This window comes from Streptomyces sp. NPDC111628, assembly GCF_055635195.1.
On the sequence record NZ_JBVKBZ010000004.1, the window covers coordinates 16,081 to 35,523 of the forward strand.

The 19,443-nt window shown below is 71.8% G+C and carries 12 protein-coding genes; 6 read left to right on the top strand and 6 right to left on the bottom strand.

Annotated elements, in window-relative coordinates; translation table 11 throughout:
- Positions 1-292: 292 nt before the first annotated feature.
- Positions 293-862: a GNAT family N-acetyltransferase gene (locus tag ACZ7MF_RS22050; RefSeq protein WP_471478947.1), complete on the bottom strand. Its 570-nt coding sequence runs from the start codon at positions 860-862 to the stop codon at positions 293-295.
- A 280-nt stretch (positions 863-1,142) separates the two neighbouring features.
- Between ACZ7MF_RS22050 and secA the strand changes: the two genes are divergently transcribed.
- Positions 1,143-3,986, top strand: a complete 2,844-nt coding sequence (gene secA / locus ACZ7MF_RS22055; protein ID WP_471478949.1) for a preprotein translocase subunit SecA — start codon at positions 1,143-1,145, stop codon at positions 3,984-3,986.
- A gap of 127 nt (positions 3,987-4,113) precedes the next feature.
- Here the strand turns inward: secA and ACZ7MF_RS22060 are convergent, their stop codons facing one another.
- Positions 4,114-5,151, bottom strand: coding sequence for an Rv3235 family protein (locus ACZ7MF_RS22060; RefSeq protein WP_471478952.1), 1,038 nt, complete (start codon positions 5,149-5,151; stop codon positions 4,114-4,116).
- Positions 5,152-5,493: 342 nt separating this feature from the next.
- Here ACZ7MF_RS22060 and ACZ7MF_RS22065 point away from each other — a divergent pair, with 342 nt between their 5' ends.
- The 3 genes from ACZ7MF_RS22065 (at position 5,494) to ACZ7MF_RS22075 (ending at position 12,159) form a co-directional block, all read left to right on the top strand.
- The gene (locus ACZ7MF_RS22065; protein WP_471478954.1) at positions 5,494-5,997 is read left to right on the top strand and encodes a DUF6912 family protein; all 504 of its coding nucleotides are present in this window, start codon (positions 5,494-5,496) and stop codon (positions 5,995-5,997) included.
- 58 nt (positions 5,998-6,055) lie between these two features.
- On the top strand, positions 6,056-6,727 hold the full coding sequence (locus ACZ7MF_RS22070; protein ID WP_471478957.1) for an HAD family hydrolase: 672 nt from the start codon (positions 6,056-6,058) through the stop codon (positions 6,725-6,727).
- Positions 6,728-7,197: 470 nt separating this feature from the next.
- A complete protein-coding gene (locus tag ACZ7MF_RS22075) occupies positions 7,198-12,159 on the top strand; it encodes an NAD-glutamate dehydrogenase (protein WP_471478959.1) in 4,962 nt (1,653 codons plus the stop codon).
- A gap of 186 nt (positions 12,160-12,345) precedes the next feature.
- Here ACZ7MF_RS22075 and ACZ7MF_RS22080 read toward each other — a convergent pair whose 3' ends face one another.
- The 4 genes from ACZ7MF_RS22080 to ACZ7MF_RS22095 all read right to left on the bottom strand — a co-directional run bounded on the left by ACZ7MF_RS22080 (position 12,346) and on the right by ACZ7MF_RS22095 (position 18,269).
- Positions 12,346-14,061, bottom strand: a complete 1,716-nt coding sequence (locus ACZ7MF_RS22080) for a glycosyltransferase family 2 protein (protein WP_471478961.1) — start codon at positions 14,059-14,061, stop codon at positions 12,346-12,348.
- Positions 14,058-16,298 carry a CDP-glycerol glycerophosphotransferase family protein gene (locus ACZ7MF_RS22085; RefSeq protein WP_471478964.1) on the bottom strand — a complete coding sequence of 747 codons (2,241 nt, stop codon included), beginning with the start codon at positions 16,296-16,298 and terminating at the stop codon, positions 14,058-14,060. The genes ACZ7MF_RS22080 and ACZ7MF_RS22085 overlap by 4 nt, the downstream gene beginning before the upstream one ends.
- 143 nt (positions 16,299-16,441) lie before the next feature.
- Positions 16,442-17,407: an ABC transporter ATP-binding protein gene (locus tag ACZ7MF_RS22090; protein WP_471478967.1), complete on the bottom strand. Its 966-nt coding sequence runs from the start codon at positions 17,405-17,407 to the stop codon at positions 16,442-16,444.
- Entirely contained in the window at positions 17,313-18,269 is a 957-nt protein-coding gene (locus ACZ7MF_RS22095; protein ID WP_356858655.1) for an ABC transporter permease, read from the bottom strand. Before ACZ7MF_RS22095 ends, ACZ7MF_RS22090 begins: the two co-directional genes overlap by 95 nt.
- Positions 18,270-18,441: 172 nt before the next feature.
- Between ACZ7MF_RS22095 and ACZ7MF_RS22100 the strand changes: the two genes are divergently transcribed.
- Complete coding sequence (locus ACZ7MF_RS22100; RefSeq protein WP_471478970.1) at positions 18,442-19,077, top strand: TetR/AcrR family transcriptional regulator; 636 nt, start codon at positions 18,442-18,444, stop codon at positions 19,075-19,077.
- 77 nt (positions 19,078-19,154) lie between these two features.
- Entirely contained in the window at positions 19,155-19,442 is a 288-nt protein-coding gene (locus ACZ7MF_RS22105) for a nuclear transport factor 2 family protein (RefSeq protein ID WP_471478972.1), read from the top strand.
- Position 19,443 lies beyond the last annotated feature (1 nt).

The following is a 19,443-nucleotide window of genomic DNA, read 5'->3' on the forward strand; positions in this document are numbered from 1 at the left end:
GGCGTGGGCGGTGCGGGGGACGGCGTTCGCGGGTGCCCGGTGTGGGGGCTGGGCGGGGGTGGGGACGCGGCCCGGCGTTGCGGGGTGCCGCTGCGCCCACCCGTGCCGCCCCAGCGGCACGACTGCCCGCAGCTGGGGGGGAGGGTGCGGCACGACTGGCCGCGGCTGGGGGGAGGGTGCGGCACGACTGGCCGCGGCTGGGGGGAGGGTGCGGCACGACTGGCCGCGGCTGGGGGGAGGGTGCGGCATGACTGCCCGCGGCTGGGGACCGGTGCGGGGCGACTGCCCGGAGCTACGTCGGTGTCGGGAGGTACGGGGACGTGGACGGGAGGGCGAGGTCCGAGGGGAGGAGGGAGCCGATCCAGCAGTCGCGGCGGACGCCCTTGTTGTTGATCGCGGAGCGCAACGTGCCCTCCACGGTGAAGCCCGCGCGTTGGGCCACCGCGCGGGAGGCCGTGTTGCCGACCTCGGCGCGCCACTCCAGGCGGTCCACGGCCCGCTCGGTGAAGGCCCAGCGGGCGGCGGCGACCGAGGCCTCGGTGATGTAGCCCCGGCCGCGGTGCTCCTTGGTGCTCCAGAACCCGATCTCACCGGTCCCCAGCGAGATCATCGTGACGGCGAGCATGCCCACCAGGTCCCCGGCCGGGAGGAAGAGGCCGAAGGTGAACATCGAGTCGTTCGCCCAGCCGTCGGGGACCATCTGCTCCGTGAAGCCCCGCGCGTGCTCCGGGAGGTAGGGCGAGGGGATCGTCGTCCAGCGCTGGATGTCGGGATCCTGTGCGGCGGTGTACACGGCCTCGGCGTCCCGGGGGCCGACCGTGCGCAGGACGAGGCGGTCGGTGGTGAGGGTGACGGGTTCCATCGGCCGATTCTGCGCGGCGCCCCGTGGAGGCGCCAATATTTTTGCCGTGCGTGAACATCCGGTCACCTCTCGTGCGATTCGCCGGAAGGTGCGGCACCATCCGCGGGGCCCGGACGTTGAAAGGGGTGACAGCAGACAGGGATGCTGGATGCAAGGAGCGGACGGTCCCCGTCGCAGCAGGCCTCCCGGGGCAGCGGGGTCCTCGCATACGATGGCCGTTGCCCGATCCGTCACAGGAAACCGACCGTCCCAGGCCCGACCGGCAAGGAGACCAACCCCCGTGTCCGTCCTCTCGAAGCTCATGCGTGCAGGCGAAGGCAAGATCCTGCGCAAGCTGCACCGCATCGCGGACCAGGTCAACTCCATCGAAGAGGACTTCGCTGACCTCTCCGACGCCGAGCTGCGTGCCCTCACCGACGAGTACAAGCAGCGCTACGCCGACGGTGAGAGCCTTGACGACCTGCTGCCCGAAGCCTTCGCCACCGTCCGCGAGGCCGCCAAGCGCGTCCTGGGCCAGCGGCATTACGACGTGCAGATCATGGGTGGCGCCGCCCTGCACATGGGCTACGTGGCCGAGATGAAGACCGGTGAGGGCAAGACCCTCGTCGGCACGCTGCCCGCCTATCTCAACGCCCTGTCCGGCGAGGGCGTGCACATCGTCACGGTCAACGACTACCTGGCCGAGCGCGACTCCGAGATGATGGGCCGCGTCCACAAGTTCCTCGGTCTGGACGTCGGCTGCATCCTCGCCAACCAGACGCCGGCCCAGCGCCGCGAGATGTACGGCTGCGACATCACCTACGGGACGAACAACGAGTTCGGCTTCGACTACCTGCGCGACAACATGGCGTGGTCCAAGGACGAGCTCGTCCAGCGCGGCCACAACTTCGCCATCGTCGACGAGGTCGACTCCATCCTCGTCGACGAGGCCCGTACGCCGCTGATCATCTCCGGTCCGGCCGACCAGGCCACCAAGTGGTACGGCGACTTCGCCAAGCTGGTCACCCGCCTGAAGAAGGGCGAGGCCGGCAACACCCTGAAGGGCATCGAGGAGACCGGCGACTACGAGGTCGACGAGAAGAAGCGCACCGTCGCCATCCACGAGTCGGGCGTCGCCAAGGTCGAGGACTGGCTGGGCATCGACAACCTCTACGAGTCGGTGAACACCCCGCTGGTCGGCTACCTGAACAACGCCATCAAGGCCAAGGAACTGTTCAAGAAGGACAAGGACTACGTCGTCATCGACGGCGAGGTCATGATCGTCGACGAGCACACGGGCCGTATCCTCGCCGGCCGCCGCTACAACGAGGGCATGCACCAGGCGATCGAGGCGAAGGAAGGGGTGGACATCAAGGACGAGAACCAGACGCTCGCCACGATCACCCTCCAGAACTTCTTCCGCCTCTACAAGCGCCACGACCACAACGACAAGGAACAGCCCGGTCTGTCCGGCATGACCGGTACGGCGATGACCGAGGCCGCCGAGTTCCACCAGATCTACAAGCTCGGCGTGGTGCCCATCCCGACCAACCGGCCGATGGTCCGCAAGGACCAGTCGGACCTGATCTACCGCACCGAGGTCGCGAAGTTCGAGGCCGTCGTCGACGACATCGAGGAGAAGCACCGCAAGGGCCAGCCGATCCTCGTCGGCACCACCTCGGTCGAGAAGTCCGAGTACCTCTCGCAGCAGCTCAGCAAGCGCGGCGTCCAGCACGAGGTGCTCAACGCCAAGCAGCACGACCGGGAGGCGACGATCGTCGCCCAGGCGGGCCGCAAGGGCTCCGTGACGGTGGCCACCAACATGGCCGGCCGTGGTACGGACATCAAGCTCGGCGGCAACCCCGAGGACCTCGCCGAGGCGGAGCTGCGCCAGCGCGGCCTCGACCCCGAGGAGCACATCGAGGAGTGGGCCGCGGCCCTGCCCACCGCGCTCGAGCGGGCCGAGCAGGCGGTCAAGGCCGAGTTCGAAGAGGTCAAGGACCTGGGCGGCCTCTACGTCCTCGGTACCGAGCGGCACGAGTCGCGGCGCATCGACAACCAGCTGCGCGGTCGTTCCGGCCGTCAGGGCGACCCCGGTGAGTCCCGCTTCTACCTCTCGCTGGGCGACGACCTGATGCGGCTGTTCAAGGCCCAGATGGTCGAGCGCGTGATGTCCATGGCGAACGTGCCGGACGACGTGCCGATCGAGAACAAGATGGTCACGCGCGCGATCGCGTCCGCCCAGTCGCAGGTCGAGACCCAGAACTTCGAGACCCGCAAGAACGTCCTGAAGTACGACGAGGTCCTCAACCGCCAGCGCGAGGTCATCTACGGCGAGCGTCGCCGCGTCCTGGAGGGCGAGGACCTGCAGGAGCAGATCCAGCACTTCACGAACGACACGATCGACGCGTACGTGCAGGCCGAGACCGCCGAGGGCTTCCCCGAGGACTGGGACCTCGACCGGCTGTGGGGCGCCTTCAAGCAGCTCTACCCGGTGAAGGTCACCGTCGAGGAGCTGGAGGAGGCGGCGGGCGACCGGGCCGGACTGACCGCCGACTACATCGCGGAGTCCATCAAGGACGACGTCCAGGAGCAGTACGAGGCGCGGGAGAAGCAGCTCGGCTCCGAGATCATGCGCGAGCTGGAGCGCCGGGTCGTCCTGTCGGTCCTGGACCGCAAGTGGCGCGAGCACCTCTACGAGATGGACTACCTCCAGGAGGGCATCGGCCTGCGCGCGATGGCGCAGAAGGACCCGCTGGTCGAGTACCAGCGCGAGGGCTTCGACATGTTCCAGGCCATGATGGAGGGCATCAAGGAGGAGTCCGTCGGCTACCTGTTCAACCTGGAGGTCCAGGTCGAGCAGCAGGTCGAGGAGGTCCCGGTCGAGGACGCGGCCCCGTCGCTCGACAAGGGCGCGCAGGACGCGGTTCCGGCCCAGGCGGGTGCCCGTCCGGAGATCCGGGCCAAGGGCCTCGACGCGCCGCAGCGCCGTGACCTGCACTTCTCCGCTCCGACCGTGGACGGCGAGGGCGGTGTCGTCGAGGGTGAGTTCACCGACGGCGAGCCCGCCCAGGCCCAGTCCGACGGGCTCACGCGCGCGGAGCGCCGCAAGCAGGCCAAGGGCGGGCGGCGCCGCAAGAAGTGACGGCGCGGCGCCCGCGGGCGCCGTGGCGGTGAGAAGGGCCGGTCACCCGGGGTGACCGGCCCTTCGGCCTGTCCTGGCGGCGGTCGTGTCTCCTGGCGGCCTTGTTCCGGCGGGCCGGCCGGGACGGTCAGTCGTCGTCCGCGCGGGTTCTGCGGGGGCCGCCCACCTCCACCGCCGTGCAGCGCCAGCGCAGGTCCCGGCCCCGCTCCAGGCGGAACGCCATGGCCCGCAGCCGGTCGCCCGCACCGATGCGCGCGAAGACCTCCAGGGCGCCCGGCCGGGGCTCGAAGTAGCCGATGTCGCGGACGACGGGGGAGGTGCCGCGGGTGCGCAGCGGTCCGCGTTCGGCGAGGTGGGCCAGGTCGTCGTAGGCGCGGCCGACGGTGTGGCGGAGCATCGAGTGGACGGGGCGCCGACCGCTGAGGACGCCGAGCAGGAGCTCGGCGAAGTGGTCGGTGGGGCGCAGCTGTGGGACGGGCCGGCGAGGCGTCTGAGCGGGGACGACGGGCGCCGCGGAGGGCCGGGCGATCTGTGGGTGGCCGCCGGGTGCGATCAGCCCCTGGACGGGGGCTGCGACGAGGGCCGAGGCGGCGTTCGCGGTGCGGGCGGCGACAGAGGCTGTGGTCGGGCGGTCGGCGACCGGGACCGTGGTCGGGCGGCCGGGGGCGGAGGCCGTGGCCGGGTCCGGTGCCGACTTCGGGGCGGGGGCGCCCGGGGGCCCTGTGACCGGAGCGGGCCCTGCGCCCCGGCCCGGTCCGGCCGTGGGCGGGCGGGTGTCCGCCGGCCGCGTACGCGACCGCTGCGACCGGCCCGGAGACCCCGGCGGGCGCCCACCGGACGCCGCGGCACGCACCCCGCGCGCGCCCGGCCTGCGAGGCGGCACACTGCCCGGCGCACGGGGCGGGATACCGCCGGGTTCGCCGGACAGGGTGTCTTCGGGCCCGCCGGACACGCGGGGTTCGGTGTCGCCGGGCCTACGGGACGGGGCGCCGCCGGGTCCGCCGGGCGGCGTGGCCCCCGGGTCGTACGACGGCGAGGCCCCCGGGCGGTACGACGGCGTGGCCGCCGGGGCACAGGAGGACGTGGCACCCGGGTCGCCGTAGGGCGGTGGCGGTGAGGTGGGAGGGGAGGTGGGGGCGGTGGGGCGGGGCTGGGTTCGGGTCATGACCTTGCGCATGGGGGTCCCCGTTCGGCGGCCCGGGTGATACCGGGCGGTAACTTCGCGGTCGGTGATCTTGTACGGGGTGGAGGGGCGGCACGGCAAGGACGCGGGCGGTCGGGTCGCGGGGGTCGGGAGGTTCACCTATCAGAGTGATGCGGGGGAGTGGAGAGGCCGGGACTGCGGGGTGGGGAGGGTGAATTCCGGGACCGGGGTGGACGTGTCGGAGGGCACGGGTGGGGACTCGAAAGGGGACACCCGCACGTATCCTGAAGGCTCTTCCCCGGGTCGCGCCGAGTGCTCCGACGGCGTTCCCCCGGCGTCCCCGACCACGAAAGCGGCAGACTCATGCGCGTCTACGTCCCCCTGACCCTGTCCGGCCTCGCCGAGGCGCACCGGGCGGGAGAACTGGGGGCCGGGCCGCTCGTCGCGTACGCCGTCACACCGGCGCTGCGCGAGTGGTACCTGTCGGACGACATCGAGGAGCTGGAGTACGCCGCCCTCAACCAGGCCGCCCTGGCCTCGCTGCGCGTGCTGGCGGCCGACCCGGCCGAGGCACGGCGCCGGGTCGTGCTCGCCGCAGACGTCCCCGACGGCGCCGCCGTGGCCGACCCGGACCGGGGACTCGATCCGGCGGCGCTGGGCGAGGTCCGGGTCGCCGGACCGCTGATGCTGGCCAAGGCAGCCGCGGTGCACGTCGACTCCGCCGACGCCGAGGCGGACGTGCGCGCCGCGGCCGAGGCCCTCGCCGCGGCGGACGGCGGGGACGACGACGCCCAGTTCGTCGTGGACGGCACGGAGGACCACGAGCTGCTCTGGTACGCGACGCAGGAGATCCCGAACCTGGTCTGAGCAGGAAGAACGTGACTCGGTGTCCCGATTGTCAGTGGCGCCGGGTACGTTTTCGGGCATGGGGATGCAGACGGGCGCACACATCGTGTGGGACTGGAACGGCACGCTGTTCCACGACAACGACGCGATCATCGGAGCGACGAACGCGGCGTTCGCCGAGCTGGGACTGGCGCCGATCACACTGGAGCGGTACCGGGCGCTGTACTGCGTGCCGGTGCCGAAGTTCTACGAGCGGCTGATGGGGCGGCTGCCCACCGACGCCGAGTGGAAGGTCATGGACGCGGCCTTCCAGCGCCACTACAGCGTGCACCGGAGCCGGTGCACGCTCGCGGACGGTGCCACGGAGCTGCTCACCCGGTGGCGGTCGGCGGGGCGCAGCCAGTCGATCCTCAGCATGTACGGCCACGACGAGCTGGTGCCGCTGGTCAAGGGCCTCGGGATCGAGACGCATTTCATACGCGTCGACGGCCGGACCGGGCCGTCCGGGGGCAGCAAGGCCGAGCACATGGTGCGGCACCTCGCGCAGCTGGCGCTGTCCGGGGTGGAGCCCGCTCGCACGGTGGTGATCGGGGACGCCGCCGACGACGCGGTGGCGGCCAGCCACGTGGGCGCCGGGGCGGTGCTCTACACCGGGGGGTCGCACAGCCGGGCCAGCCTCGAGGGGGTCGGGGTGCCGGTGGTGGACACGCTGGGAGAGGCCGTGGCGGTGGCGGAGCGGCTGGCGGGGTGACCGCGGCGTCCGGTACCCCGGACCACGCCGTTACCCGGGCGTAGCTGTGCGGAACGTCCAAGTCGAGGGCCCGGTTTTGTACACATGCGGCTCATGACGAGGAGCCCGTGCGGGGCGATAGCCTTGTGGCGTGATCAGCGCGATAGCTCGCGGGGGCACTGGTGCCCCTGCCCTGCGCCCGGCACCCGCGGACGACATCCGTGGCCGGGCGGCGGTCGCTGATCCTCGCGGGCGGGACGGGGCATCGAAGACCCCCGGTACGGCGCCGCGCACTCCCCGGACGGTGACGGCGAGAGCGAAGTCACACCCGGTGGGAGCGGCGACATTGGCTGATATGCCCCCGCTCCTCTCATCTTGCGGCATAGCGTCGGAGCAGACCGGACACCCCGTGTCCCGACGTCATGCCGGAAGGCAGGAGACCGTACTTCCTTCTACGTCACGCAACGGCGCGCGACAGGAGTCAGAGGACAATGCAGACCAAGCTGGACGAAGCCAAGGCCGAGCTGCTCGAAAGGGCTGCGCGGGTAGCTGAGAACAGCCCGGTCGGGGGGCACCTACCGACCGGGACGACGGGCGAGGGAACTCCGGGCACCCCGGACGGCCCGGACGGCGCCCCGGACTACGCATCCGTGTTCGCGTTCCTCCAGCGCTACTACCGGCACACCGCCCCGGAGGACCTCGCCGACCGCGACCCGGTCGACATCTTCGGGGCCGCCGTCTCGCACTACCGGCTGGCCGAGAACCGCCCGCAGGGCACGGCGAACGTCCGGGTGCACACTCCGACGGTCGAGGAGAACGGCTGGACGTGCAGCCACTCCGTCGTCGAGGTGGTCACCGACGACATGCCCTTCCTCGTCGACTCCGTGACCAACGAGCTGACCCGACAGGGTCGCGGCATCCACGTCGTCGTCCACCCGCAGATCGTGGTGCGGCGCGATGTCGCCGGCAAGCTCGTCGAGGTCCTCGCCGGTCCGCCCGCCGCCGACCTGCCGCACGACGCGCACGTCGAGTCCTGGATCCACGTCGAGATCGACCGCGAGACCGACCGCGGCGACCTGAAGCAGATCACCGCCGACCTGCTGCGTGTCCTGAACGACGTCCGCGAGACCGTCGAGGACTGGGGCAAGATGCGCGACGCTGCCGTCCGCATCGCGGACCAGCTGTCGACCGAGGCCACCCCCGAGGACCTCCCCGCGCGCGAGCTGGAGGAGGCCCGCGAACTGCTGCGCTGGCTGGCCGACGACCACTTCACCTTCCTCGGCTACCGCGAGTACCAGCTGCGCGAGGACGACTCCCTCGCCGCCGTCGCCGGTACCGGCCTCGGCATCCTGCGCTCCGACCCGCACCACGCGGCCGACGAGAGCCACCCCGTCAGCCCCTCCTTCGAGCGGCTGCCCGCCGACGCCCGGGCCAAGGCCCGCGAGCACCGGCTGCTGGTGCTGACCAAGGCGAACAGCCGGGCCACCGTGCACCGTCCCTCGTACCTCGACTACGTCGGCGTCAAGAAGTTCGACGAGAACGGCAACGTCGTCGGCGAGCGGCGCTTCCTCGGTCTGTTCTCCTCCGCCGCCTACACCGAGTCCGTCCGCCGGGTGCCGGTGGTGCGGCGCAAGGTGGAGGAGGTGCTGGAGCGGGCCGGCTTCTCGCCCAACAGCCACGACGGGCGGGACCTGCTGCAGATCCTGGAGACGTACCCGCGCGACGAGATGTTCCAGACCTCCGTGGAGGAGCTGGAGCCGATCGTCACCTCGGTGCTGTACCTCCAGGAGCGGCGCCGCCTGCGGCTCTACCTGCGCCAGGACGAGTACGGCCGCTACTACTCGGCCCTCGTCTACCTCCCCCGCGACCGCTACACCACCGGTGTCCGGCTGCGGATCATCGACATCCTCAAGGAGGAGCTCGGCGGCACCAGCGTCGACTTCACGGCCTGGAACACCGAGTCGATCCTGTCCCGGCTGCACTTCGTGGTCCGCGTCCCGCAGGGCACGGAGCTGCCGCACCTGTCCGACGTCGACAAGGAGCGCGTCGAGGCCCGGCTCGTCGAGGCCGCCCGCTCCTGGGCCGACGGGTTCGGCGAGGCGCTGACCGCCGAGTTCGGCGAGGAACGCGCCGCTGAACTGCTGCGCCACTACGGGTCCGCCTTCCCCGAGGGCTACAAGGCCGACCACGGCCCGCGCTCCGCCGTCGCCGACCTCGGCCACCTGGAGCAGCTCGACGAGGAGAAGACCTTCGCGCTGAGCCTGTACGAGCCGGTCGGCGCCGCGCCCGAGGAGCGGCGTTTCAAGATCTACCAGAAGGGCGGCTCGGTCTCCCTGTCCGCCGTACTGCCGGTGCTCAGCCGGCTCGGCGTCGAGGTCACCGACGAGCGCCCCTACGAGCTGCGCTGCGCGGACCGCACCACTGCCTGGATCTACGACTTCGGCCTGCGGATGCCCAAGGCCCCGTCCGGTGGCGCCGACTACCTCGGCGACGACGCCCGCGAGCGCGTCCAGGACGCCTTCGCCGCCACCTGGACCGGCAAGGCGGAGAACGACGGCTTCAACGCCCTCGTGCTCAGCGCGGGACTGACCTGGCGCGAGGCGATGGTGCTGCGCGCGTACGCCAAGTACCTGCGGCAGGCCGGTTCGACGTTCAGCCAGGACTACATGGAGGACACCCTCCGCAACAACGTCCACACCACCCGCCTGCTCATCAACCTGTTCGAGGCGCGGATGGCGCCGGAGCGGCAGCGTGCCGGGCGGGAGATCGTGGACGCCCTGCTCGAAGAGGTCGACGCGGCCCTCGACCAGGTGGCGAGCCTCGACGAGGACCGGATCCTGCGGTCCTTCCTCACCGTCATCAAGGCGACGCTGCGGACCAACTTCTTCCAGGAGGCGAGCGGCGGCGTGCCGCACGACTACGTCTCCATGAAGTTCGACCCGCAGGCCATCCCCGACCTGCCCGCACCGCGCCCGGCGTTCGAGATCTGGGTGTACTCCCCGCGCGTCGAGGGCGTCCACCTGCGCTTCGGCAAGGTCGCCCGCGGTGGTCTGCGCTGGTCGGACCGCCGCGAGGACTTCCGCACCGAGATCCTCGGCCTGGTCAAGGCGCAGATGGTGAAGAACACCGTCATCGTGCCGGTCGGCGCCAAGGGCGGCTTCGTCGCCAAGCAGCTGCCCGACCCGAGCGTCGACCGCGACGCCTGGATGGCGGAGGGCATCGCCAGCTACAAGACGTTCATCTCGGCGCTGCTCGACATCACCGACAACATGGTGGCCGGCGAGGTCGTGCACCCCGCCGACGTCGTCCGGCACGACGAGGACGACACCTACCTCGTCGTCGCCGCCGACAAGGGCACCGCCAAGTTCTCCGACATCGCCAACGAGGTCGCCGAGTCCTACAACTTCTGGCTCGGCGACGCCTTCGCCTCCGGCGGCAGCGCGGGCTACGACCACAAGGGCATGGGCATCACCGCCCGCGGCGCCTGGGAGTCCGTCAAGCGGCACTTCCGGGAGCTGGGTGTGGACACCCAGACCCAGGACTTCACGGTCGTCGGCATCGGCGACATGTCCGGCGACGTCTTCGGCAACGGCATGCTGCTGAGCGAGCACATCCGCCTGGTCGCCGCCTTCGACCACCGGCACATCTTCATCGACCCGACGCCGGAGGCGGCCACCTCCTACGCCGAGCGCCGCCGGCTGTTCGAGCTGCCCCGCTCCTCCTGGGAGGACTACAACACCGAGCTGCTCTCGGCGGGCGGCGGCATCTTCCCGCGCACGGCCAAGTCCATCCCGGTCAACGCGCACGTCCGCGAGGCCCTGGGCATCGAGGCGGGCATCACCAAGACGACCCCGGCCGAGCTGATGAAGGCGATCCTCAGCTCCCCGGTGGACCTGCTGTGGAACGGCGGCATCGGCACGTACGTCAAGGCGTCCACGGAGTCCAACGCGGACGTCGGCGACAAGGGCAACGACGCCATCCGCGTCGACGGCAAGGACCTGCGGGTCCAGGTCGTCGGCGAGGGCGGCAACCTGGGCCTGACCCAGCTGGGCCGGATCGAGTTCGCGCTGCAGGGCGGCCGGATCAACACCGACGCCATCGACAACAGCGCGGGCGTGGACACCTCCGACCACGAGGTGAACATCAAGATCCTGCTCAACGGTCTCGTCAAGGACGGCGACATGACCGTCAAGCAGCGCAACAAGCTGCTCGCCCAGATGACCGACGAGGTCGGCGCGCTGGTCCTGCGCAACAACTACGCGCAGAACACGGCGATCGCCAACGCGCTGGCGCAGTCCAGGGACATGCTCCACGCCCAGCAGCGCTTCATGCGGCACCTGGTCAGGGAGGGCCACCTCAACCGGGCCCTGGAGTTCCTGCCCACCGACCGCCAGATCCGCGAGCGGCTGAGCAGCGGGCACGGCCTGACCGGCCCGGAGACGGCCGTGCTGCTGGCGTACACGAAGATCACCGTCGCCGAGGAGCTGCTGCACACCTCGCTGCCGGACGACCCGTACCTCAAGGGTCTGCTGCACGCCTACTTCCCGACGGCGCTGCGCGAGCAGTTCGCCGAGCAGGTCGACAGCCACCCGCTGCGCCGCGAGATCACGACGACCGTCCTGGTCAACGACACGGTCAACACGGGCGGTACGACGTATCTGCACCGGATGCGCGAGGAGACCGGCGCGTCGCTCGAGGAGATCGTGCGGGCCCAGACCGTGGCGCGGGCGATCTTCAGCTCCTCCCCGGTGTGGGACGCGGTGGAGGCTCTGGACACCAAGGTCGACGCCGCCGTCCAGACCCGGATCCGGCTGCACTCGCGCCGCCTGGTCGAGCGCGGCACGCGCTGGCTGCTCAACAACCGGCCGCAGCCGCTGGAGCTGGCCGAGACGGTGGAGTTCTTCGCCGAGCGGGTCGAGCAGGTGTGGTCGCAGCTGCCGAAGCTGCTGCGCGGCGCGGACGCGGAGTGGTACCAGCACATCCACGACGAGCTGACCGCGGTCGGGGTGCCGGACGAGCCGGCCACGCGGGTGGCCGGGTTCTCCTCGGCCTTCGCGACGCTGGACATCGTGTCGGTGGCCGACCGCATGGGCAAGGAGCCGCTGGACGTCGCGGAGGTGTACTACGACCTCGCCGACCGGCTGGGTGTCACCCAGCTGATGGACCGGATCAGTGACCTGCCGCGGGACGACCGCTGGCAGTCCATGGCCCGCGCGGCGATCCGCGAGGACCTGTACGCGGCGCACGCGGCGCTGACCGCGGACGTCCTGGCGGTCGGCAACGGGTCGTCTACGCCGGAGCAGCGGTTCAAGGCGTGGGAGGAGAAGAACGCGGCGATTCTCGGGCGGGCACGGACGACGCTGGAGGAGATCCGCGGGTCGGACGCGTTTGATCTGTCCAACCTTTCGGTGGCTATGCGGACGATGCGGACGCTGCTGCGCACGCATTCGTAGGCGGGCGGCGTTTGCGTCGTTTGCCGTGAGAGGCGCCTCGGGCCGGGGTCGGTCCGGGGCGCCTTGGCGTGTGCGGGTGGGGTGGGGGCTGGGCGGGGGTGGGTGCGCAGCCCGGCGTTGCGGGGTGCCGCCTGCGCCCACCCGTGCCGCCCCAGCGGCACGATTGCCCGCAGGTACGGGAGCGGGTCAACGTAGGACGTTGGCCACCAGGCGGGCTGCTCTCCGCGTGCGGGGTGTCGACAGGCGGCGGGCGGCGGGGCGGAGTACCGCGGAGGTGGCGCCCACCGGGTGCCAGGTGATCTGGAGGCGGCCCGGGTTGTGGCCCTCCGGGCGGAGCGTGATCCGGTGGGGGGTGAGGCCGGTGCGGTAGGGGACGCGGGCCGTGAGGGGCGGGAAGGCCAGCGGCGCCAGGAGGATGCCCGTGTGGGTGCGGCCGCGATGCCGGAGGCGGAGCACCGGATGGCGGGTACCCGCGAAGCCGTGCAGGGGGAGGCGGGCCGCCGCCAGGTCCAGGCGGACGTGGCCCTCGAAGAGGCCGGGGCGGACAGGTGACAGGCGGAAGGGGACCGTGAGACGGCGGCGGCCGGGGGAGAGGTGGAGCACCGCGCGCTGGGGGCCGACGGGGAGGCGCAGGGCGGGGTCGTAGGTGCGGACGGTGAGGGTGACCGACGCGCCGGGGCCGCGCGTGATCTCCGTGATCTCGTGCCGGAGCAGGGCGGTGAAGAACGGGCGGGTGTCCAGTTCGAGGTCGGTCTGGTCCAGCTCGCGCCGGGCCTCGGGGGAAGCCGGGACCTCCTCGCCCCAGTACACGCGGCCGCTCTCCTCGTCCGGTGTCACCCGGCGCGGTGCCACGTCGTGGCCGAGGCCGCGGGCCGCCGTGCGTACGTCGGACAGGCGCCGGTCGCGCAGCAGCCGCAGGACGACCCGTTCGGCGCGGGGCAGCCGGGCGTAGGCGCCCTCGGCGAGCGTGTCGAGGTACGGGTTCATCAGGTCCGCGAAGGAGGCCAGCCAGGTGTCGTCCCGGTAGGGGAGGTCACCGGCGTACATCCGAAAGTCGTGCTTGAGGAACTTGAAGTCCTTGTCCTCGCGCAGCGCCTCGTGTCCGCTCTCGGCCAGGAACGCGTCGATGAGCCGCTGCACGTGGACGCGGTCGCGGACGTTGGTGAGCTTGTGCCGCTGGTTGGAGATGGAGGCGGAGTCGGAGGCCGCGTACGGGGCTATGTACCAGCGGTAGACCGGCTCGGGGACGACGGTGAACGTCTTGGCCAGGCAGTACGCCTGGGCCGAGAAGAGCTGGTCCTCGTAGTGGATGCCCTCGGGGAAGCGCAGGCCGTGCCGGTCGAGGAAGGCGCGGGCGTACATCTTGCTGGTGGAGAGGTGCTCGAAGAACAGCCGCGGGTCGGCCTCGATGCCGTCGAGGGTGCGGCGTTCGGCGACCAGGTGCGGCATCCAGGTGGTGCGGCGTCCGCCGTCCACGCGGATGCGGTGCACGGCGCCCATGGCGAAGTCCAGGTCGCGTTCGCGGTGGGCGGCGAGCAGGACCTCGACGGCGCGTTCGGGGAGTTCGTCGTCGCTGTCCAGGAACATCAGGTAGGGCGCCCGCGCGATCTCCAGGGCGCGGTTGCGCGGGGCGCTGCACCCGCCGCTGTTCTCCGGCAGCCGGAGGTAGACGACCCGCGGGTCGTGGGCGGCCAGTTCGCGGGCCACCTCCTCGGTCGCGTCGGTCGAGTGGTCGTCGCTGATGACGACCTCGATGTTGGTGTGGGTCTGGCGGAGTACGGACGCGACGGCACGGGGGAGGCGTTCGGCGTCGTTGTAGACGATGACCGTGACGGTGACGTCCGGGACGCTGAACGGGAGGAGCGTGCCCGTGGCCGGGCTCGGGCTCGTGGCTGTCCTCATGACGAGGTCGCCTCCTCGGGGCTCGGGGCCGGGGTGCGGTCCTCGACCGGCAGGACCGGGGGCAGGGTCCGCTCGTCCTCGCCGAGGAAGACCCGGCGCACGACGCGTTCGGCGGCACGGCCGTCGTCGTACTCGCAGAACCGGCGCCGGAAGGCGGTCCGGGCCTTCGTCGCGCGCTCGTCGTGCCAGGCGTCGGAGGCGAGGACCTCCGTCAGCTCCGCCTGGGTGCGGGCGACCGGTCCGGGGGCCTCGGCCATCAGGTCGAAGTAGACGCCGCGGGTGGTGCGGTAGGTCTCCCAGTCGTCGGCGTGGATGACGATCGGGCGGTCGAGGTTGGCGTAGTCGAACATGATCGACGAGTAGTCGGTGACCAGCGCGTCGGCGGCCAGGCACAGCTCCTCGACGGGTTCGTAGGAGGAGACGTCGACGAGGCGGCCCGCGCGGCGCAGGCCCGCCAGCGGGGCCGAGGGGGCGGCGGCGCTGTCGTAGAAGTAGTGGGCGCGCACCAGCAGAACCGTTTCCTCACCGAGTCGGTCGGCCAGGGCCGCGAGGTCCAGACGCGGCGTCCAGCCGGCCTCGTAGTCGCGGTGGGTGGGCGCGTAGAGGACCGCGCGGCGGCCGGGCGCGATGCCGAGGCGCTCGCGGGCCGCGCGGACCTCGGCGGGACCGGCGGTGTAGTACACGTCGTTGCGCGGATAGCCGTGGTCGAGGGAGAGGTGGCGGGACGGGTAGGCCCGCTGCCACATGCGGGTGGAGTGGCTGTTGGCGGAGACGCTGAAGTCCCACTTGTCGACGCGATCGAGCAGCGCCTGGAAGTCCAGGCCGTGGGCGGCGGCCGGGTACGGCAGCTGGTCCACGCCCATGCGTTTGAGCGGGGTCCCGTGGTGGGTCTGGAGGTGGACGGTGCCGGGGCGTTTGACCACCGCGTCCGGGAAGTTGACGTTGTTGACCAGGTACTTGGCGCGGGTCAGCACCTCCCAGTAGCGGCGGGTGCCGGGGACGACGTGGTCGGTGCCGGGCGGCAGCAGCGCCGCGCCCTGCGCCGTGACCACCCACACCGGGCGGACGCCCGGGGCGAGTTCGGCGAGCTTGGCGGCGATCGCGGCCGGGTTGCAGGCCACCCCGCGGTTCCAGTACGCCGAGAAGACCGCGAGGTGCGGGTCGAGGGGGCGGGCCAGGGCGGCGCGGTACTGGAGGGTGTGCAGGCGGGTGCCGGCCCGGCGTCTGCCGGTGCGTACGGCGGAGCGCACCCCGCGGCGGGCGTGGCTGGCGGTCTGGAGGGCGCGGTACTTGCCGTAGGCGCCCTCCTCCAGGAGCGACCGGCGTACGCCCTCCAGTCCGGCCGGGCGCCTCAGTCGCTCGGGGCGGTGGCGCCGGGCGGTCACCGACGCCCGGTGGAAGAACTCCCGCGCCACGTCGTCCGGCATCCCGGCCCGGGCGAAGGTGTGCAGGCAGTCGCGGATCATCAGGTCGTACAGGACGCCGTGGACGGCGGGCCGGTCGGCGGTGAGGCCCAGGAGCGCCTCGTAGCGGTCGACCAGCGCGTACCGCTCGGCGGGTGTGGGCGGCGGCAGGCTCTCGGGGCGCAGCCGGCGGTCCTCGTACGCCGGGTGGGGCAGGCAGGCGACACGGTCGGCGAGCAGCAGCGCGGCGTACGCGGCGAACGGCTCGTCCTCGGTGGTCAGGAGCCGTTCGTGGGCCCGCCAGAAGGCGGCGCGCACGGCACGGTTGCCGAGCAGTGGGGTGAGGCGGAGCAACCCCGCGCGGTCGTCCAGGGCGAGATCGGCGCGGCCCGCGCGGGCGAGGCGGGGGCCGTCGGGGGAGGGGAGGCCCGAGGCCCGCCAGGAGCCGCGGACGTGGTCGAGGAGCAGGACCTCCACGGCGTCGGGGAGAGTGCCGACGCGCTCGGCGACGGCGGGCGGGGCGCCGACGGGCAGCCCGTCCTTGGCGTGCACGAAGTGCAGCCACCGGCCCCGCGCCCGGGCCGCCCCCGCCGAGCGGGCCGCGGCGTCACCGGCTCCGTCCGGCAGGGGCAGCACGGTGAAGGCCGGGGCGTGCCGTTCGGCGACCTCCCGCGCCCAGTCCCCGACGGCGGCGACGATCACCTCCACGCCGGTGAGGGGATGGGCGTCCAGGGAGTCGAGGAGGGCGGGCAGGTGGTCCTGGACGTTGCGGCCGTGGACGATGACGCTGAGGTCGGGGGCATCGGGGGCCGTATCGGGGGCCGTCTCGGGCATCGCGGGACTCCTTCGCCTTGGCCTTCGCCGCGTCGCTCCCGGAGCACTCCTCTGGGTCGGCTTCTATTCCGACATAGTGACATCAATCAGGCAAAAGGATTAATCGTGGCCGCCGCGAGTACGCCTCCCGGGGGACACGGCGCTCACGCGACCGCCTTGGCCTTGGGGGCGGGCTTGGGTGCGGCCTTGGGTTTCGCCGCCGGGCCCGGGCCCGCGGTGAACTTCTCGTACTCCTTGAGGACCTCCTCCGTCGGCCCGTCCATCCGCAGTTCGCCGCGCTCCAGCCACAGCACCCGGTCGCAGGTGTCGCGGATGGACTTGTTGCTGTGGCTGACCAGGAACACCGTGCCGGCGTGCTTGCGCAGCTCCCGGATGCGTTCCTCGGACCGCTTCTGGAAGGAGCGGTCGCCGGTGGCCAGGGCCTCGTCGACGAGGAGGACGTCGTGGTCCTTGGCGGCGGCGATGGAGAACCGCAGGCGGGCCGCCATGCCGGAGGAGTACGTGCGCATCGGCAGGGTGATGAAGTCGCCCTTCTCGTTGATCCCGGAGAAGTCGACGATCTCCTGGTACCGCTCCTTGACCTGGGCGCGGGACATGCCCATCGCCAGGCCGCCGAGGTACACGTTGCGCTCGCCGGTGAGGTCGTTCATCAGGGCGGCGTTGACGCCGAGCAGGGAGGGCTGCCCGTCGGTGTAGATGCGGCCGTTCTCCACGGGGAGCAGGCCCGCGACCGCCTTGAGCAGCGTCGACTTGCCCGAGCCGTTGGTGCCGATCAGGCCGATGGCCTCGCCCCGGTACGCCACGAAGGACACGTTCTTCACGGCGTGCACCCGGCGCACGCCCGCGGCCCGCTCGGTCTTCTTGCGGCGCAGGATGCGGTTGAGGGCGGCGGTCGCGGAGCCGCGGCCGGCGCCGGTGCCGTTGACCCGGTAGACGATGTCGACGCCGTCGACGACGACGGTGGGCACGCGCTCGGCGGGGGTGTTGTCAGCGGGACTGTTGTCAGCGGGGGTGTCAGCCACGACCGTAGGTCTCCTCGGCCTTCCAGAAGTAGATGAAGCCGCCGATCCCGGCGACCAGGGCCCAGCCCACCGCGAGCGCCCACACATGGGGCGGCAGCTGGCTTCCGCCGAAGGTGTCGATCAGGGCGAAGCGCATCAGGTCGATGTAGACCACGGCGGGGTTGAGCTGGAGGGCGGTGCCGACCCAGGACGGCAGGCCGCTGTCCGGGCCGGTCATGTGCTCGATGCTGAACATGACGCCCGAGGCGTACATCCAGGTGCGCAGCAGGAACGGCATCAGCTGGGCCATGTCGGGGATCTTCGAGCCCACCCGGGCCATGACCATCGCCACGCCCGCGTTGAACAGGAACTGCAGCACCAGCGCCGGAAGGGCGAGCACCCAGGACGGGGCGGGCGGCACGCCGAAGGCCAGCAGGATCACGAGGAGCGCGGCCATCGAGAACAGCAGCTGCTGGAGCTGCTGGAGGCAGAACGACACCGGCAGCGCGGCGCGAGGGAAGTGCAGGGCGCGTACGAGGCCGAGGTTGCCGGAGATGGCGCGGGTGCCCGCCATGATCGAGCTCTGCGTGAACGTCCACACGAACACGCCGGTGACCAGGAACGGGACGAAGTCCTCCACGCCGCGCTTGGTGTCCATCAGCAGGCCGAAGATGAAGTAGTACACGGCCGCGTTGAGCAGGGGCGTCATCACCTGCCAGAGCTGGCCCAGCTTGGCCTGGCTGTACTGGGCGGTGAGCTTGGCGGTGGAGAAGGCGCCGATGAAGTGCCGGCGCGCCCACAGCTCACGGACGTACTGGAGCAGGGAGGGGCGGGCGCCGCTGACCGTCAGTCCGTGCCGGGCGGCGAGCGCCGCGAGGTCGGTCCCGGCGGCGGGGCCGGGTTCGGTGGTGAGGGGGGTGGCCTGGGCCGATGCCCGGGTCGGGGGAGGGGGGTCGAGGACCTGGCTCACATCCGGTGCTTTCGCTCGGGGGAGGGGGCGAGAGGGCGACGCCCGTCGTTCACCTGGGTGACCGTGTGTGTTCATCTACGTCGGGACGGCACCGTATCGTCGTGACGTGAGCGTAGGCCGTCGTGACGCCGGAACGCAACCGTTTCGTCGTTACGCCCTATGCTTGACTCGCATGACGACCAACGCCGCCGCCGACGAGCCGACGCCGCGCCCGCGCCGCCGCCGGGCCCCCGCCGGGGCGGCGGTGCTCCGCGAGGACGTGACCGAGGCCATTCGCGCGGCGGTCTTCGAGGAGCTGGCGGCGGTGGGCTACGCCCGCATGTCCATCGAGGGCATCGCGCGCCGTGCGGGGGTCGGCAAGACCGCCGTCTACCGGCGCTGGCGCTCCAAGCTGCACCTGGTGCTCGACATCGTCTCCGCGCTCGCCGTGCAGGGTCTGCCCGCGCCGGACACCGGCTCCCTGGAGGGGGACCTGCGGCTGCTGTACGAGGTGACGTCCCGTGCCCTGCGCCACCCGGTGGCCTCGCAGATCATCCCCGACCTCCAGGCGGAGGCGGCCCGCAACGCCGACATTGCGCAGGCGCTGCAGAAGACCCTGCGGGAGGGCCAGGACGGCGTCGCCAGCAGGATCCTCGCGGCGGCGGCCGAACGCGGCGAGCTGGGCCCCGGCCTCGACACAGACCTGGCCCTCGACCTGATCTCGGGCCCGCTGTACTGGCGCTCGGTGGTCGTCCGCGGGGCGAAGCCGCCCAAGGGCTACCTGGGATCGCTGGCACGCGCCACGGCGGAGGGGCTCAAGGCGCTCTGAGCCCGGGGCGGTTGTCAGTGGGTCCTGTGACGATGCCCCATGGAACGAGTGGAACCGACGCAGCCCATGGACGTGCCGTGGTGGAGTGGCCGGTCAGCGCCGAGCGGATCGAGGGCCGGGCGAACTTCGTAGGGGTCAACGCGGAGTATCCGGAGGGCTGGTCGATCGAGGTGATACGCATCGTGGCCGACGGCGCGACCGTGGTCTCCGAGGTGGAGGTCCCGCACGAGACGATGGGCGTCCACCGGGCCCTGTCGCTGTGGACCGTACGGGACGGACGCATCACCGGGGGCCGTGAGTACGGGACGGAGTTGGGCTCGGACCCGTCCCCGCAGTGGCGGGCGTCCTTCGTGCGACCGCTGTAGC

What these genes read in the sequence shown, in the direction of transcription:
- ACZ7MF_RS22050 (WP_471478947.1), bottom strand. Translation starts at nt 862, where the DNA reads ATGGAACCCGTCACCCTCACCACCGACCGCCTCGTCCTGCGCACGGTC.
- ACZ7MF_RS22060 (WP_471478952.1), bottom strand. Translation starts at nt 5,151, where the DNA reads ATGACCCGAACCCAGCCCCGCCCCACCGCCCCCACCTCCCCTCCCACC.
- ACZ7MF_RS22065 (WP_471478954.1), top strand. Translation starts at nt 5,494, where the DNA reads ATGCGCGTCTACGTCCCCCTGACCCTGTCCGGCCTCGCCGAGGCGCAC.
- ACZ7MF_RS22070 (WP_471478957.1), top strand. Translation starts at nt 6,056, where the DNA reads ATGGGGATGCAGACGGGCGCACACATCGTGTGGGACTGGAACGGCACG.
- ACZ7MF_RS22075 (WP_471478959.1), top strand. Translation starts at nt 7,198, where the DNA reads ATGCAGACCAAGCTGGACGAAGCCAAGGCCGAGCTGCTCGAAAGGGCT.
- ACZ7MF_RS22080 (WP_471478961.1), bottom strand. Translation starts at nt 14,061, where the DNA reads ATGAGGACAGCCACGAGCCCGAGCCCGGCCACGGGCACGCTCCTCCCG.
- ACZ7MF_RS22085 (WP_471478964.1), bottom strand. Translation starts at nt 16,298, where the DNA reads ATGCCCGAGACGGCCCCCGATACGGCCCCCGATGCCCCCGACCTCAGC.
- ACZ7MF_RS22090 (WP_471478967.1), bottom strand. Translation starts at nt 17,407, where the DNA reads ATGTGTGGGCGCTCGCGGTGGGCTGGGCCCTGGTCGCCGGGATCGGCG.
- ACZ7MF_RS22100 (WP_471478970.1), top strand. Translation starts at nt 18,442, where the DNA reads ATGACGACCAACGCCGCCGCCGACGAGCCGACGCCGCGCCCGCGCCGC.